Origin of the sequence: Acinetobacter qingfengensis (genome assembly GCF_008693185.1) — a bacterium.
Lineage (GTDB): Bacteria > Pseudomonadota > Gammaproteobacteria > Pseudomonadales > Moraxellaceae > Acinetobacter > Acinetobacter qingfengensis.
The window spans coordinates 26,459-43,783 of sequence record NZ_VXKN01000014.1 but is presented as its reverse complement, the minus strand read 5'-3'; the positions used below and the strand labels follow the sequence as shown (position 1 = coordinate 43,783).

The window sequence follows — 17,325 nt, the reverse complement described above, 5'->3', positions numbered from 1 at the left end:
TCTTAACGACGGAAAGGATAATACTATAGGCAATTTAGGCTTGCAAGTTTTTTGAATACAACTGTTTATAAAAACATCATACAATCAATAAGCTGTTTTGTTTTAATACACGATTAACCACTTCACTCGATTCAAAGCCTAAACGCCAGTATAATAATTGCAAAACATCCAATTCATCTTGAGTAATGACTCGTTCAGACCATAAACATTGCTCAACAATATTCAAGAAAAATAACTTTTCACGAAATAATAAACCAGACATCATGGCTAAATTCTGTATAAGATCCACAGGCTCATCCGTAATATGCCTATATTTTTGCATCTCATTTGAGTTGAGTAATTTTTTAAGAACATTTTGTCGTGTAACAATTTGTATAACACTATTAATTTGTTGTACATGCAATAAAGCATCTACAATATGCACAACTGCTGAACCACAATCACGACGTGATACAGGAAAAGTATCTTCTAATAACCCTTGACTGGCTTTAATTCGATCTAATAATAAACAATCCAATAGGCCTACTTCACCATCTGCCTGCATGATACTGATTAAACGTGCTATGAACTCATGACTTGCTATACGAGGCATAGGATCAATACATTTCAAAGCATCATAAAATACCTGTATATGGACGCGCCCATCCAATTGTAGTAATGCATCTACCATAGATTGACTAACCAAAGCATTTTCTGGGACAAATTCACGATATTGTCGAATCATAAAGATTGCTACAATGAGTTCACGACTACCTGTTGCAGTTTGCATAGCTCGTCTTAATACATCTGGACGTTCCATATTTTGGCGAATTTCAGGGTTTAAAGGACGGATGGCATCTTTTGCCATAAAACTAATCGGAGATAATCTTAAGATTGGTAACTCAGATTGTACTTGCCAAGTCGGTGCATTATAAAGGTTAAGTAAAACTTCCTCTTTGGTTGGTAATAAGATTTTTTCAATAATAGATTGTAAGTTTTTTTGCTGGCTGTTTTTTTTCCAGACAATTTGGCGTTGAAAATCTGGGCGTAGACGATTAATACGTTTAACCAAGGAATTATTTATTTTAAACCAACTTTGATCAGTCAAGGCATTTGCAAAGCAATATTGTGTTAACGCTTCACTATCTATTCGATATAATTGAGAGCCATATTCATGTACATAAATTCGTGTTAAGGCATTCAATAAATGATGTTGATCAATATGCCCACAAACTTTTAGGTCGGTTCCTAATTCACGCCCTAAAAATAATAAAAATTTGAAAATCCGACTGATAAGAACACCTAAACTTCCCAATAACCAAATTAGGCTACCTAATACCACATAAATTGCAGATCCTTTACTAATGATCCCTGTATATTTTTGTTTAGTTCCTTTGACAATAAAAAAACTACCAACTTGGCTAATCAACAATAATCCTGAAAACATAACTTCCAGATATGTATGTTGAATATAATCACCCGTTAAAATTTTTTGATATTGATGTGCCAATAAACCCTCTAGCTCATAAGGATCCATTGATTGAACAGCTCCCCAAGTTAATATAATACACACATCCTCAGGTGTATAACCTACTGTTAAGGCATTAATTCCCTGTTCTTCTGGTAATAAGTATAAATGGACTGGTTGAATGGCATAAATTTTTGCAATTTTATAATTTAAGTAATAAGCAGTATATGCTTCAGGTTCCATCTGGTCAGTATAAATCCTTTGCGCACCTAAAGATTTTGCAATATTTTGCCCATTTTGTGCATATTTTATGTGTTTTATGATCATGCTAATCAATAATAAAACAGTGATAATAATAAAAATAAATGGGCTTAATGTATTCCACCAAATCGGTTGTTGTGGATCAAAAAAATGTACCAACATGCCAAAACTTATATTCAAAATCCAAAGCATGGATAGCAATGCCAGTAAAAAAGCAGAAGTTATAAGAATAATATTTCGATGATAAACTAATGGTTGAGTATCTAAATGCAATACGATCTCCTCCGTTAGTTAAAATGGTGGGAGAATATACTCATCCCACCGCTTTAATTCAAATTATGATTTTAAGCATCCTCACGGATACCGGTTAAATCTACTGATGCAGCATCAACATTAACATCAATATAATTATCCTTTTTCTTTTTTGCAGTATCACTACGGCTTTGTTCTAAATCAGCAAGATATTTTTCATCAATACCGCCTGCCACATAAATACCGTCAAATACAGCACAATCAAATTCTGTAATTTTAGGGACTTTATGTGTACGAACAGCTTCTTTTAAATCTTCCAAATCCTGAAAGATCAATCGATCTGCACCAATAATTTTACGAACTTCCTCTACAGTATGCCCTGATGCAATAAGTTCTGCTTTAGCTGGCATGTCAATACCATAAACATTCGGATACTTTACCATCGGTGCTGCTGATGCAAAAAATACTTTTTTTGCTCCTGCATCACGTGCCATCTGAATAATTTCTTCACAAGTTGTGCCACGCACAATGGAATCATCAACCAACAAAACATTTTTACCTTTAAACTCCAGCTCAACTGGGTTAAGCTTCTGGCGTACAGATTTTTTACGTTGTTGCTGACCCGGCATAATAAAGGTACGTCCAATGTAACGGTTTTTCATAAACCCTTCACGGAATTTCACCCCAAGAATATTTGCCAGTTCCAAAGCTGAAGTACGGCTGGTATCTGGAATTGGAATGACCACATCAATATCATGATCAGTTCCCCAATCCTTCAAAATATGGTGTGCCAGTTTTTCTCCCATTTTAAGTCTTGCTTTATAAACAGAGATTCCATCAATGGTAGCATCTGGACGAGCAAAATAAACATATTCAAATATACATGGACGGTAACGTGAGTGGCTAGCACATTGTTTACTAAACATATTTCCGTTAGCATCAATATAAATTGCTTCGCCTGGCTCTATATCACGCTCAACTTTAAAGCCCAAAGATGTGATCGCTACAGATTCTGAAGCAATAATGTATTCTTTTTCGCCAGTATCAGTAATACGTGAACCATAAATTAATGGACGAATACCATTTGGATCACGAAAACCGACCAAACCATGTCCGGTAATCAAGGCAACTACACCGTATGCACCTTTACACCGTTCATGAACACGACTTACTGCATTAAAAACATCTTCTTCAGAAGGATCAACCTTACCGCTTTTTGCCATTTCATGTGCAAAAACATTTAATAAAACTTCTGAATCCGAATCGGTATTGATATGACGCAAATCCGTATGAAATAATTCTTCGTGAATTTCATCAGCGTTGGTCAAATTACCATTGTGCGCCAATGAAATACCGTAAGGTGAGTTTACATAAAAAGGCTGAGCTTCAGCACTGCTAGATGAACCAGCTGTTGGATAACGAACATGACCAATGCCATAATTACCCACTAATGCACGCATGTGACGTGTATGAAACACATCACGTACCATACCGTTATCTTTACGAAGATAAAGACGTCCCTGATGACAAGTGATAATCCCTGCCGCATCTTGCCCGCGATGTTGTAACATCGTTAAAGCATCATATAACAATTGGTTTACAGGTGATTTACCAGCGATACCAACCACACCACACATAATGACCTCACAGACAAGCTTGGGAGTTATAAAAAAGGATTTTCTGTTTGACGTTTTGTATCATCAGCAGAAGATTTGGAGATTATAGCATCTTGAGGCAGATTATTTTCATTTCTTTGAAAATGCTCTAACTCCTGAGCGGTTTTTTGTACAATTTGCTTGGAAAACGCTGCTGAATCAGAAGAGTACGGCATTAATAGATGTATTAATCTAGAGTTTTTCCAAACAGATGTTTCTGAAAACCACGGACTTGCACCGTGAATTAATATAAGAACAATAATCAGGCTTTTACCTAAACCAAATGCACTGCCTGTGATGCGATTCAACCATGATAATTTAAGATGTTTAAGGATATGTTGTAATATTGCTCCCACACACCAAGTCAATATGATAATCACCATCACGATGGCAATAAATGCTGCGATTTTTTGTAGTACCGGATCCTGAGTAAATATTCGCATCGACGGCTGAACCTGATCAGTCCAGCGAATAGCCAGAATTAATGCCAGAAACCAGCCAATCAAATTGGCCAGTGCCTTGATCAAACCCTGTCGAAAACCATTAAAACTATTCAAGATAAACAATACAATCAGAATCAGGTCAAGTGTATTCATGGCTTATGCATGGATTTTACACAGTCCGCAATTAAATCCGGACCCTGATAAATTAAACCGCTATAAACCTGAATCAAGTTTGCACCTGCTGCCTGTTTCAATGCTGCTTGCTCTCCTGATAAAATCCCACCAACGCCAATCAATGGAACTTCACCTTGTAAATATTTCGAAAATTGTGTCAGACATTGAGTACTTTTATTAAATACAGGTGCACCAGATAAACCGCCTTGTTCTTTCCCATGCAATAATCCTTCAACACCTTCTCGACTTAAAGTTGTATTCGTGACAATCAATCCATCAATTTTGAATTGACGTAATTCTCCAGCAATAAAAATAATATCTTCATTGGTTAAATCAGGAGCAACTTTCAATACCAATGGTACATAAAACCCGTATTGTTGTGCCAATTCCAGTTGTTTCTGTTTCAAGGTGAATAATAGTTCAGTCAACGCATGACCATTTTGTAAACTTCGTAACCCTTTAGTATTTGGTGATGAAATATTTACTGTAATATAAGAAGCAAATGGGTAGACCTTTTCCAGACAAATTAAATAATCTTCTGTGGCTTGTTCTACAGGTGTATCTGCATTTTTACCAATATTAATGCCAAGAACCCCTTGATATTGTGCAGCTTTAACATTTTCAATTAATTTATCCACACCATCATTATTAAACCCCATACGATTAATAATAGCTTGTGCCTGAGGTAAGCGAAATAATCTTGGGTGAGAATTACCTGATTGAGGTCGGGGTGTAATGGTACCTATTTCAATAAAACCAAATCCCAAAGCAGATAGAGCATCGATATAATCTCCATTTTTGTCCAGTCCGGCAGCCAGCCCTACAGGATTAGGAAAAGTAATTCCCATGCAGGTCACAGGTTTTAAATGTTGTTTATATAAACTTTGAATAATTCCAAGACGATAAGCGACTTTCAGTGATGACATTGTCATCTCATGCGCACGTTCGGGTTCAAATTTAAATAAAAAAGGACGAGCTAGAGAATATAACATACGACTTCATTGGTAATTTTTTAACCTAAAATAGTCTTTAATTATACGACACACTTCACAAAAAATGCTATCAAAAACGTATAGATATATTAAAGAACAAAAGCCTCTCTTTAGAGAAGCTTTTATTTTCATTTCATACTTCATTTACGTCATTTTAATGAATAACGCAATATATAGCTGAAATAACAATAGATCCTAGATTAATCACCAGAATAACCTTTTAGTTTTAAACGTGCTGCATGTAATAAAGGCTCGGTATAACCTGAAGGTTGTGCGGCTCCTTTAAAGATCAAGTCTGCTGCTGCATTAAAAGCAATACCGTCAAAGTTCGGTCCCATTGCAGTATATTCTGGATCATTCGCATTTTGTTGATCAACAATTTTTGCCATACGTTTTAATACGTCTTCAACCTGTGCAGATGTAACCACTCCGTGACGCAACCAGTTTGCTACGTGTTGTGAAGAAATACGTAATGTTGCACGATCTTCCATTAAACCGACATTATTAATATCCGGAACTTTAGAACAACCAACACCTAAATCGACCCAACGCACTACATACCCCAAAATACCTTGGCAATTATTTTCCAATTCTTTGGTGATTTCTTCTTCACTCCAGTCCGTATTCGGTGCAAGCGGTGGTGTCAATAGATCATCTAATGGTAATGCTTGCGTATTTAGCAGCTCTTGTTGACGATTCGCTACATTACATTGATGATAATGAATCGCATGAATCACTGCGCCTGATGGTGATGGTACCCATGCGCAAGATGCACCTGCTTCTGGATGTTCAATTTTGCTTTTATACATATCAAGCAGCATGTCAGGTTTTGGCCACATACCTTTACCAATTTGCGCCTTACCACGTAAACCCGTTTGTAGACCAATCATCACGTTACGGTTTTCATATGCCGCAAACCATTTCTGATTCTTAATTTCGCCTTTACGAACAAATGGTCCAGCTTCCATAAAGGTATGAATTTCATCTCCGGTACGATCCATAAAACCAGTATTAATAAAGATCGTACGGTCTTTAGCCTGTGCAATACAATTTTTTAGATTAACGGAGGTTCGGCGCTCTTCATCCATAATACCTATTTTTAGACACTTCTCAGTCAATCCTAATGCTTGCTCTACTCGACCAAATAACTCGGCAGCAAATGCAACTTCTTCCGGACCATGCATTTTAGGCTTTACGATGTACATTGAGCCCGTACGGGAGTTTCTTAAGTTATTGTGTCCACGTAAATCTGCAATAGACAATAATGGTGTAATTAATGCATCCATGATGCCTTCATAAATTTCTTCGCCATTGACTAAAATTGCAGGGTTAGTCATCAAATGACCAACATTACGTAACAGCATCAATGAACGTCCATGTAAAGTGGTTATACCACCTTGAACATTTTGACAGGTACGATCTGCATTTAATTTACGAGTAATCGTTTTACCATTTTTTTCAACCGATTCCTGTAGGTCACCCTTCATCAAACCTAACCAGTTACGGTAGCCTTCTACTTTTTCCTCAGCATCAACTGCTGCAACTGAATCCTCTAGATCCTGAATTGTGGTTACGGCTGCTTCGAGTACCACATCCTTTACACCTGCTGCATCAGTTTTACCAATTGGGCTGGTTGCATCAATTTCAATGATGGCATGCAATCCATTATTTTTTAGAATAATTTCTAATGGTGCAGTTGGATCACCATTAAAACCAATCAATTGTTCAGCACTCACCAAGCTCGTTTGCTGTCCATTACCAAGAGTAACTTGCAATTGTTGATCTAGAATTGCATAAGCAGTTGCATCTGCATGTGAACCTTGTGCCAATGCAAAAGTTTGATCTAGAAAATTTTTGGCAAATGCAATAACTTTTTCACCGCGTACAGGATTATATCCCTTACCTTTTTCTGCACCATCTTGTTCAGGAATGACATCAAATCCATAAAGTGCATCGTATAAAGATCCCCAACGAGCATTGGCAGCATTCAAACTATAACGAGCATTACGTACAGGAACAACTAACTGGGGACCCGCAAGCACTGCAATTTCTTCGTCTACATTTTCTGTTGTAATTTGAAAATCTTCAACTTCTGGTAACAAATAACCAATATCTGTCAAAAATGCCTTATATGCATTCAATTCAAATGGATTATTTCGATGCCATTCATCTATTTGTTTTTGTAATACATCACGCTTTTCCAGCAAGGCTTTATTTTTAGGGCTAAGGTCGACCACCACTTGCTCAAAATTTTTCCAGTAAGTTGCACTATCTAAACCAGAGTTTGGTAATGCTTCATTTTCGATAAAATCGTAAAGTTCTTTGGCAATTGCTAGTTTACCTTGCTGAATACGCTCAGTCATTGGATTTCCCTACTTGTTAAGTTGTTTGTCACTATTCCTTTAGTATACATATCATGTTTGATCTGCATACCTTTATTTACACAAAAAATATTAAACATGAAAATAAAAAATATTATTTATTATCATATGCTTGAACTTTAGTCTAACGACTAAAGTTTTACTAAAAATCGATTTTAGATCAATTGATGTTTTTCGTTACTGTCTGAATCTGCTAGACGATGAGCCGTATTTAAATATTCTTCCGATTGCATTTCCAACAATCTTGAGCGAGTACGTTCAATTTCAAATGCCAAACGCTCTCCTTGATAAATTTCTATAATCGAATCTTCTGAGGTTAAAATCAACTTCACTTTACGATCATAAAATTCATCTACCAGATAAATAAAACGCCGAGTTGCATCATTTATGACATCATGTAAATGTGGCACATTACTCACCAGCACAGTGTTATATGTGTTGGCGATTTCAATAAAGTCCGCAGGGCTTCTTGGCTTTAAACACAGTTCAGAAAATTCACACCAAAGCACATCATCGCTTTGGGCAATCACTTCAATCTGACGATTATTAATATGGATAGGTTCATGTAGCACTTTTTGAGCGGAAGTTAAAGAAGCAAAACGTTCTGCAATCCACTCCCGATGTTGATCATTTAATGGAGCCTTAAACAACTGGGATTGTTTCAATACACGCAGGCGATAATCTACACCTGAATCTACATTTAATACGCTACAGTTTTGTTTAACCAATTCAATTGTTGGTAAAAAACGATCACGATGAATGCCATTTTTGTACAAACCATCAGGTTCAATGTTCGAGGTTGCAATCAATGTAATGCCACGATTAAATAGTTTCTGGAATAAATCTCCCAAAATCATGGCATCCGTCACATTGGACACAAAAAACTCATCAAAACAGATGATCACAGCATCACGATAAATTTGATCTGCCACCGTATCCAACGGATTACGTTGTCCTGATAATTTATTTAGCTCACGATGTACATGTTGCATAAAATGATGAAAATGCATGCGCATTTTGCGCCGAAAAGGAATGGCTTCATAAAACTGATCCATCAACCATGTTTTGCCACGTCCCACACCACCCCACATATAAACCCCTTTTGGCGTTTGTTGACGACGAAATCGACTAAACACTTTTTTTGAGGATTTATAACGCTGAATCAGTTCTTGCCACACCAGATCTAGCGCCTCTACCGCTTTTGCCTGTTCAGGATCAGGAGAAAATTGCCCTGAGCTGAGCGCCTGTGCATAACGTGTTGCAGGAGAAATAACTTCAGTGCCAATTAATGTATCCATACGAAAATTTCTAAATTTTACAAGTGTTCTCAACAGTATAGCGGATATTCAGCAAACCCGAAGCATAAAAATCATGTTTAGATTCAGCTAAACATGATTTATCTAATGCTTTGCTGTTCAACAACCATATCTTTGACGTATGCAAATTTGGATTGGTCTGCTGCCGGATTGGCAATCGTGTAACGTTTTACTCTTAAAACCACTCGAACTTGATTTGAATGCTGATAACCTTCAATCGGTTGATAAAAAAGTTGCCAATCTCCTACCAATGTTTTAATACCTTGTTGATTATATTTAATTTCACGTACTTTTAAACATTGTTGTACTGCAACACCAGTACATGACTGTGTTTGCGGATCAATTTCCAGAAACACTGTTTCTCCCTGACTTTGGTATTTAGTTTCGGGAGTCATCGTTCCGATAAAATCATAGTGCTGACCTGTGGCTGTGGTTAAACGTAATATAGGTTGCGTTGTTGCTGTACTTAACAATGTCAACTGAATTTTTTGCTGATCAAATAATTGTGCTGCAAACTTTTCCTGAGCCATCAACTGTGCATCACATGCCATCATAGTACTCACAAGATTTTGTGTGGTGAGGTTTTGATCTGAAATTTCAAATGCTGTTGACATGTGGTTACAGCCTGCATAAACCCCAAGCTGCTTTTGGTTAAAACGAACAATAATTGGTTGTTTGGTATTTTTTGGCTGATACGACCATGTATATTGTTGTAAAGTTTGGGCAAGATCAGAGTGTGATGTCATCTTGTGTGCAACATGATCAGATGAAGATAGAGGTGTCTGACAGGCAGACAATAAAGCCATTGATAAAACAGTACATACAGCAAAAATTTGGTTTTTCATTTGTATTTCTCAACATTTTTAGGGAGATCACTTATATCGTCCCTGATTTTAAGCAATCTTTATGCTGCCATGACTTTATTGTGAAGTATGTCACTTTTATTTGTGCTATTTGTTAACTAATCAAAACGATATAAATCCATTCCCAAAGCACCCATCATAAAACTGGAATGTATCAGGCTCATTCTTTTTCCCAATCCCATACTAAAAAATAATGGGGATAGATGTTCTTGTGTCGGGTGATTACGCTGGATAAAAGGTAAATTTTTCCAATCCAGTACCGCCTCATAATCACCTGTCTGTAATAATTGAGATATTTTATTACGAAATTCGCTCGCCCAACCCGGTACATGTTGGGTTTCATGCCAGCTTAATTCAGCCAAATTATGAGTAATGCTACCGGAACCAAACACCAGAATTTGTTGATGTCTTAAATAGCTTAGAATTTCACCCAACCGAAATAATTGTCGTGCACTGTAATATTTAGGTAATGAAATTTGTACAACAGGAATATCTGCCTCAGGAAACATGTGCCAAAGTGGCATTCACACCCCATGATCACGTGGGCGAGTCGCATTAGCATGAACTTCTACGTCTGAATTTTGTAGTGTTAGAATAATCTCTTCTGCAAGCTGTGGATTACCAGGAGCTGGATAAGATAAGTGATATAACGGTTCTGGGAATCCATTAAAATCATGCCATGTTTTTGGTCGCACTGCTGTACTGACTTCAAGTGATAAGTCCTCCCAGTGGGCCGACATCACAACAATGGCCTGTGGCTTAGGTAGATTATGGCGAATACGCTCCAGTGCTGCACCAACCTGCCCTGGCTCAAGCGCCAACATCGGTGATCCATGTGAAATAAATAAGCCTGGAAGCGTTTGTAATTGCATGTTGTGATCACAAATTAAAATCAATGACTACAGTGTAGCAAAAATAAAATTCTGATATAAATGCCAATGATGCAATTGTGTATTCATACTTCAAATATATGATAATTTTTAATATTGAAAAAACTTAAACTAATTTTTGATTTAAAAGTTGAATGTTAGCTTTTGATTCAACAATTGATTTTGCTAACAGCAAAAACAAAAAAAGCCAGTCCTGAATGGGCAGGACTGGCTTTAACTTTTACAAATTTTAGTGAGAAATATCTACACAGAGGTATTTCATTTCTGTGTATTCATCCACACCAAATTTAGAGCCTTCACGACCTAAACCAGATTGTTTCACACCACCAAACGGTGCAACTTCATTGGAAATAGCGCCAGTATTGACACCAACCATACCGTATTCCAACGCTTCGCCAACACGCCATTGACGTGCTGTGTTCTGTGTAAACAAATAGGCAGCCAGACCAAACTCAGTATCATTTGCCATAGCAATGACTTCTTCTTCCGTATTAAAACGGAATAATGGTGCAAGCGGTCCGAAAGTTTCTTCTTTAGATACTTTCATGTCCTGTGTAACGCCAGTTAATACAGTTGGTTCAAAGAACGTACCGCCCTGCGCTGCGATCTTACCACCAATAGCAACTGTTGCACCTTTGCTGGTCGCATCTTCAATATGAGACAGTACTTTTTCAACTGCTGCTGGCTCAATCAACGGCCCTTGTGTAGTACCTTCTTCACGACCATCACCCACTTTAAGTTTGGCAACAGTTTCAACCAGTTTTTCGCTCAAAGCATCATAAATACCTGCTTGAACATAAATACGGTTGGCACACACACACGTTTGTCCACTGTTACGGAACTTACTTGCCATAATGCCCTGAACAGCTTGCTCAAGATTAGCATCATCAAAAACAATCACTGGAGCATTTCCACCCAATTCAAGTGATAATTTTTTGATTGTTGATGCACACTGTTTCATTAGAATACGACCAACTTCAGTCGAACCAGTGAAGCTTAATTTACGAACAACGTCACTTTCACATAATGCCTGACCAACATCAATCGGTTCACCGCTTAGATTGATCAAAACATCTTTATCTAAACCAGCTTCAAGTGCCAAAACTTCCAGTGCATAAGCTGATAGAGGTGTTAATTCAGCTGGTTTTACCAACATTGAACAACCAGCAGCAATTGCAGGGCCTGCTTTACGTGTAATCATTGCAGCCGGAAAATTCCACGGCGTAATCGCTGCGGTCACACCAATTGGCTGTTTAAGCACAAGTAAACGCTGTTGTGGTTGAGTTTGAGCTAAAACTTCACCATCAATGCGGCGTGCTTGTTCTGCAAACCAGCGTAGGAAGGATGCAGCGTAAGCAATTTCCCCACGTGCTTCTGCCAGTGGTTTGCCTTGTTCAGCAGTTAAAATTTGTGCTAAGTCTTCCTGATGTTTTAGCATCAGGTTGTACCATGCCCACAATACATCTGCACGTTGCAACGCTGTTTTACGTTTCCATGCATCCTGTGCTTTTTGGGAACGCACGATAGCTGCTTCAACTGACTGACGGTCGTGGGTTTTCACCCACGCCAATGTTTCGCCAGTTGCTGCATCATTAACTTCAATATAATTGTTTGTAGTAGGTTTGCTAAACACGATGTCTTCATGTTGTAACAAATACTGCAAATTTTGATTGATCATGCAGACACTCCGATTATTTTGCTAAAGAAGCAAAACCCTGTTTAAGAATCTCTAAACCTTGTTTAAATTGTTCAGCAGGAATAGTAAGTGGATATAAGAAACGGATCACATTACCATACTTACCACAAGTTAAAAGCAACAAGCCATTTTGCATAGCATAAGTTTGTACAGCTTTCGCAAGGTCTGCATCAGCAAGTTCTACGGCAACCATTGAACCTAATGCACGAATTTCTTTTACAACACCAGCATGTGTCTGATCAAGGTCTTTTAACACGCTAACTAATTCTGCACCTAACTCGTTGGCACGATCACATAGTTTTTCTTCTTCAATTGCATCAATAACAGCGTGTGCTGCTGCAACTGCAACTGGGCTACCTGCATACGTACCACCCAAACCACCTGGATTAGGTGCATCCATCACTTCAGCACGACCAACAACACCAGAAATTGGGAAGCCTCCACCTAGACTTTTTGCCATAGTGATCAAGTCTGCTTTAGTATCGTAATAATCCATAGCAAATAACTTACCAGTACGTGCAAAACCTGATTGCACTTCATCAGCAACAATCAAGAACCCATGTTGATCAGCTAAAGCACGTAGGCGTTTTAAAAACTCAGCAGGAACAACATTAAAACCACCTTCGCCTTGAACTGGTTCAAGAACAACTGCTGCAACATCATGTGCTGCAACATCTTCAGCAAATATATTCTCAATACTTTCAATTGCATCATCAACAGTGATGCCTTTTGATTCTACCGGATAACGTGCATGGAACACGCCAGCAGGCATAACACCAAAATCACGTTTGTAAGGTGCTGTTTTACCAGTCATTGCCATTGTCATGAATGAACGACCATGAAAACCGTTACCGAATGTGATAATACCATGACGGCCTGTAGCAGCACGTGCAATTTTTACTGCATTTTCAACAGCTTCTGCACCAGTTGTAAAGAATGTAGTTTTTGCAGGACCTTCAATTGGCGCACGTTCATTAATACGTTCTGCTAATGCAACATAACTTTCGTAAGGTGTCACCTGATAAGCTGTATGCGTAAATTTGGTTAACTGTTCAGTCACCGCAGCAATGACTTTCGGATGACGATGACCTGTGTTTAATACAGCAATACCCCCGGCAAAATCGATATATACGTTGCCTTCCTTGTCCCAAATCGTTGCATTTTCAGCTTTTTCAGCATACCACTGACACATGACGCCCACACCACGAGGTGTTGCTTGTTGTTTACGTTCATTTAGCGCAGAATGTTTAGTGTCCATTTGAATCCTCGTTATTTTATCGATCATTACCTGATGAGTTGTGCAACTGAACAATGTCATTTAATATGCACAGCCTCGCTGTAATATATCGTTAATTTCTCGCATTTTCAGTCGAGTGACGAGAGCCATTTGTGAATTGTAGGAGAGTACCAATTGCGTAGTTTACTTGGCGATTATCTTTTGCAACGCCTACAGGAAGATGTTGATGGTACATTACACCAACGACTGTTTCGTTGCCTGCGCATAGCCATTGTAAATGGTATACTCAGACCACAAACACGGCTACCTGCTTCACGTGACCTTGCTCAGGAAATTCATGTTTCAAGAAATACTGTTTTAAGTGCGTACGAACAATTACAAGCTGAAGGTTATCTTGAAGCACGTACAGGACGTGGTACTTGGGTTGCCGAAAAAATTCCAGAAAACTATCTCACCCCACATCAGTCACAACAGAATATTAGCGAAATACGCAATAAACGGGTATTAAAATTATCCAAACGTGGCTCTTTACTGGTGGGTTATGCTGCCGCTTCTCCTAATCAATGGGGAGCATTTGTACCGGGTACACCTGATGTAACTGAATTTCCACATCATATTTTTAATCGAATTTTATCAAAATTAAACCGTGAACCGGATGTAGACCGCCTTATTTATAGTAATGCCGGTGGTTGCTTTGAACTTCGTAGTGCTTTGGCAGACTATTTACGCGTGGCACGTTCAATCCGCTGTGATGTTGATCAGGTTATTATTACTGAAGGTATTCATCAAGCAACAGATTTGGTTTCCAGAACATTAAGCGATCATGGAGATCATGTCTGGATCGAAGATCCAGGATATTGGGGTGTACGAAATACCCTAAGGGTAAATGGTGCTATTGTTGACCCAATGCCTGTGGATATTGAAGGTATTATTCCTGACCTTCATCCCAAAAAACCACCTAAATTAATTTTTGTTACGCCCTCTCACCAATATCCTTTAGGCTCACACTTAAGTCCTGATCGACGCAAGCAACTACTTGATCTGGCACGACGTTATGGAAGCTGGATTATTGAAGATGATTATGACAGCGAGTTTCGTTTTTCTGGGCAGCCGTATCCTGCATTACAAGGACTGGAAGCTGATGCGCCAGTTATTTATATGGGAACCTTTAGTAAAACGATTTTTCCGGCATTGAGATTAGGTTATCTGGTGGTACCTAAGGCACTTTTTTCTCCTTTACGTATTGCTTCAGCCGAGCTATATCGTGGTGGACATTTGCTGACACAAAAAGCCGTTGCAGAGTTTATTCGTGAAGGTCATTATGAAGCCCATATTCGCCGTATGCGCCTATTATATGGAAAACGCCGTAAATTTTTAATCGAACTGATTTATCGTTATTTGGGTAAGGCGTACCTACATGAGTTTGATGAAGAAGCTGGATTACATTTGGTGCTTAAACTTGCTGATGGCTGTGATGATGTCGCCATTGCATCTAGGGCACTAGAACGTGGCATTTATGTCCGACCTCTATCGCAATACTATATGACTAATCATTCACAAGCTCCTAGAGGATTACTATTAGGCTTTGCTTGTGTTAATGAAAAAGATATGATGATGGCTTTTGGTAATTTATTGCAGTGTTTAAGAGAGCAAGGAATTAAAACTCTTTCGTAGTCATGTAAAGCGAATTAATTTTAAATATCTCGATTAAATACGTTACGTAAATCCTGAATAAAATATTGTTCAACCAGACTCAATTCCCGTTCCTTGTGCCAAGCCAAAACGATAGGAATAATTCCAACATACGGATCCGGTGGAAGCTGTTTCAACACACCCGCTTCCACTTCATTTTTGACAATATGCTTAGGTAACATTCCAATACCTATTCCGTTTTTAATAAAACGAATCACTTCATCCAGATTATTCGTTGTTACAAGTAAACGATTACGTTGTAAAAGATTCTCTCTGACTTCACTCAATGGCGAATATGGGTCGTTTAATTGTTCACTTTGAAATGAGATAAAACCATGTCCTCTAATTTCTTCAACATGGCGAATTTGCATATGATATAAGGGATGGCGATGACCACAAAATAAAGCATATTTTTGATTAATAATTGAACTATAATTTAGTTTCGGATGTTCGGCACGAGTAATACATATTCCCAAAGCTGGAACTTTTTGTAAAAGCAGTTGTTGAATCTCTGAGCTTTTTAAGACATCAACCTGAAAATCTACTAAAGGATATTTTTCATGAAAATTATACAATAATTGGTCATAACGTAATGATTGTATACGACTTAATACCAATAATTTCATTGTTCCGGATAAACTATTTTTCTCATAATTTAACCGTTGCTCATATTCCATTAATTGGTTATAAATCATTAAACTGGCTTCAAATACAACTTCACCAGTTTTTGTTAAATAAAATTTCCCCCCAGTACGAATAATTAGAATTTCCCCAATTTGCTCTTCCAGACGTTTTAAATTTTGACTAATTGCAGATTGCGTCAAACACAATCTAAATGCAGCTTTATTTAAGCTACCTTCTTGTACAATCACTCGAAATATCCGCAATAATGACCAGTTACAGCGATCCAGTAAGGTATTCGCTCGCATATATTCACCTTTCTGTTGTCTGTGTTTGAGATTGCGATAACTTCTTATCGCAAGCATTATTACTTTTAAAAAAATTAGGCAATCTTAAATCCTTTCAAAAAACTATGCATATTTTCTGCAAGTTTTTCTACACAATAACCACCTTCAATCAAACTAATAGTTGGAATATTCAGATTGCGAATTTTTTCTGAAACTTTCTCAAAACCAGCAGTACTCACTGCACATTTAGCTTGAGGATCATCCACATATACATCAAAACCCATGACGTGAATGACGACATCAGGTTGGTATAATTTTACAAATTCAACGGCCTGATCAACGTAACCAAAAAATTGTTGTTCACTACTTCCATGTGGCATAGGGAAATTACGATTATAACCATAACCTTCTCCACAGCCATATTCATCAGCAAAACCGCTCACGACAGGATAAAAGTTGGTTGGATCACCATGAATTGAGGTATACAACACATCCTTACGATCATAAAATATTTCCTGTATCCCCTGACCATGATGCATATCTGTATCAATAATGGCAATACGTGAATATTTTTGCCGTAAATACGCTGCAATAACTGCTGCGTTATTAATATAACAGAATCCCCCTGCACCATCTTTACGTGCATGATGACCTGCTGGACGAGTTAGTCCTATCACCAAATCATCCTGTTGCTTTAAAATTACATCTGCGCAGGACAAGGCTGTTTGTGCAGACCAATACACAGATGTCCATGTATCTTTTCCAATTGGTGCACTGCCATCGGCCAGATATTTTGCAGCTTTGGCCAAGATACCAATTTCACGATTATTTTCGCGAATAAAAATATTGGATAAAACCTCCTCACCCCAATCTTCTGGCAATTGTTGCCATTGGGTATAAGCAGTTTTTAAAAATTCAATATATCCAGGCGTATGCACCTCCAATAATGGACGTGTGCCAAAATCTTTTGCAGTCTGTACAGGTAATTGCAAAGATTGTAATATTTTGAGCAGCTCAAGCATTCTTTCTGGCTTTTCCTGCGGCTGTCGCATTTTTCCACGAGAATAATAACTTTGTGGGCGATGTCTTAATTGCTCTTCATGAAAAAATATTTGCAT

12 protein-coding genes and 1 pseudogene are annotated in these 17,325 nt (G+C 37.9%); 1 reads left to right on the top strand and 12 read right to left on the bottom strand.

What is annotated here, in order from left to right:
- Positions 1 to 76 precede the first annotated feature (76 nt).
- The 10 genes and pseudogenes from F4V57_RS14165 to gabT form a co-directional block, all read right to left on the bottom strand.
- Complete coding sequence (locus tag F4V57_RS14165) at positions 77 to 1,981, bottom strand: M48 family metalloprotease (protein ID WP_070070820.1); 1,905 nt, start codon at positions 1,979 to 1,981, stop codon at positions 77 to 79.
- Between the two features lie 71 nt (positions 1,982 to 2,052).
- Complete coding sequence (gene purF / locus F4V57_RS14160) at positions 2,053 to 3,597, bottom strand: amidophosphoribosyltransferase (protein ID WP_070070821.1); 1,545 nt, start codon at positions 3,595 to 3,597, stop codon at positions 2,053 to 2,055.
- A 26-nt stretch (positions 3,598 to 3,623) separates the two neighbouring features.
- The gene (locus F4V57_RS14155; protein ID WP_070070822.1) at positions 3,624 to 4,211 is read right to left on the bottom strand and encodes a CvpA family protein; all 588 of its coding nucleotides are present in this window, start codon (positions 4,209 to 4,211) and stop codon (positions 3,624 to 3,626) included.
- On the bottom strand, positions 4,208 to 5,224 hold the full coding sequence (locus F4V57_RS14150) for a quinone-dependent dihydroorotate dehydrogenase (RefSeq protein WP_070070823.1): 1,017 nt from the start codon (positions 5,222 to 5,224) through the stop codon (positions 4,208 to 4,210). The genes F4V57_RS14155 and F4V57_RS14150 overlap by 4 nt, the downstream gene beginning before the upstream one ends.
- A 200-nt stretch (positions 5,225 to 5,424) precedes the next feature.
- Positions 5,425 to 7,587, bottom strand: coding sequence for a malate synthase G (locus F4V57_RS14145; RefSeq protein WP_070070824.1), 2,163 nt, complete (start codon positions 7,585 to 7,587; stop codon positions 5,425 to 5,427).
- A gap of 173 nt (positions 7,588 to 7,760) precedes the next feature.
- Positions 7,761 to 8,903 carry a cell division protein ZapE gene (gene zapE / locus F4V57_RS14140; RefSeq protein ID WP_070070825.1) on the bottom strand — a complete coding sequence of 381 codons (1,143 nt, stop codon included), beginning with the start codon at positions 8,901 to 8,903 and terminating at the stop codon, positions 7,761 to 7,763.
- A gap of 98 nt (positions 8,904 to 9,001) precedes the next feature.
- Positions 9,002 to 9,766: an META and DUF4377 domain-containing protein gene (locus F4V57_RS14135; RefSeq protein WP_070070826.1), complete on the bottom strand. Its 765-nt coding sequence runs from the start codon at positions 9,764 to 9,766 to the stop codon at positions 9,002 to 9,004.
- Between the two features lie 116 nt (positions 9,767 to 9,882).
- Positions 9,883 to 10,656 (bottom strand): annotated as a pseudogene (locus tag F4V57_RS14130) (dioxygenase family protein).
- 247 nt (positions 10,657 to 10,903) lie between these two features.
- The gene (locus F4V57_RS14125) at positions 10,904 to 12,352 is read right to left on the bottom strand and encodes an NAD-dependent succinate-semialdehyde dehydrogenase (RefSeq protein WP_070070827.1); all 1,449 of its coding nucleotides are present in this window, start codon (positions 12,350 to 12,352) and stop codon (positions 10,904 to 10,906) included.
- A 13-nt stretch (positions 12,353 to 12,365) separates the two neighbouring features.
- Complete coding sequence (gabT, locus tag F4V57_RS14120) at positions 12,366 to 13,628, bottom strand: 4-aminobutyrate--2-oxoglutarate transaminase (RefSeq protein WP_070070828.1); 1,263 nt, start codon at positions 13,626 to 13,628, stop codon at positions 12,366 to 12,368.
- Between the two features lie 153 nt (positions 13,629 to 13,781).
- Here gabT and pdxR point away from each other — a divergent pair, with 153 nt between their 5' ends.
- Positions 13,782 to 15,281 (top strand): MocR-like pyridoxine biosynthesis transcription factor PdxR, encoded by a 1,500-nt coding sequence (pdxR, locus tag F4V57_RS14115; protein WP_070070829.1) that lies wholly within the window; start codon positions 13,782 to 13,784, stop codon positions 15,279 to 15,281.
- A 20-nt stretch (positions 15,282 to 15,301) separates the two neighbouring features.
- Here the strand turns inward: pdxR and F4V57_RS14110 are convergent, their stop codons facing one another.
- Positions 15,302 to 16,228 carry a LysR family transcriptional regulator gene (locus F4V57_RS14110; protein WP_070070830.1) on the bottom strand — a complete coding sequence of 309 codons (927 nt, stop codon included), beginning with the start codon at positions 16,226 to 16,228 and terminating at the stop codon, positions 15,302 to 15,304.
- A 74-nt stretch (positions 16,229 to 16,302) separates the two neighbouring features.
- Positions 16,303 to 17,325: a histone deacetylase family protein gene (locus tag F4V57_RS14105; protein WP_070070831.1), complete on the bottom strand. Its 1,023-nt coding sequence runs from the start codon at positions 17,323 to 17,325 to the stop codon at positions 16,303 to 16,305.

Bases quoted from the DNA above. Each gene is read 5' to 3' on its own strand.
- purF (WP_070070821.1), bottom strand. From the start codon at position 3,597: ATGTGTGGTGTGGTTGGTATCGCTGGTAAATCACCTGTAAACCAATTG.
- F4V57_RS14155 (WP_070070822.1), bottom strand. From the start codon at position 4,211: ATGAATACACTTGACCTGATTCTGATTGTATTGTTTATCTTGAATAGT.
- F4V57_RS14150 (WP_070070823.1), bottom strand. From the start codon at position 5,224: ATGTTATATTCTCTAGCTCGTCCTTTTTTATTTAAATTTGAACCCGAA.
- F4V57_RS14145 (WP_070070824.1), bottom strand. From the start codon at position 7,587: ATGACTGAGCGTATTCAGCAAGGTAAACTAGCAATTGCCAAAGAACTT.
- zapE (WP_070070825.1), bottom strand. From the start codon at position 8,903: ATGGATACATTAATTGGCACTGAAGTTATTTCTCCTGCAACACGTTAT.
- F4V57_RS14135 (WP_070070826.1), bottom strand. From the start codon at position 9,766: ATGAAAAACCAAATTTTTGCTGTATGTACTGTTTTATCAATGGCTTTA.
- F4V57_RS14125 (WP_070070827.1), bottom strand. From the start codon at position 12,352: ATGATCAATCAAAATTTGCAGTATTTGTTACAACATGAAGACATCGTG.
- gabT (WP_070070828.1), bottom strand. From the start codon at position 13,628: ATGGACACTAAACATTCTGCGCTAAATGAACGTAAACAACAAGCAACA.
- F4V57_RS14110 (WP_070070830.1), bottom strand. From the start codon at position 16,228: ATGCGAGCGAATACCTTACTGGATCGCTGTAACTGGTCATTATTGCGG.
- F4V57_RS14105 (WP_070070831.1), bottom strand. From the start codon at position 17,325: ATGCAAATATTTTTTCATGAAGAGCAATTAAGACATCGCCCACAAAGT.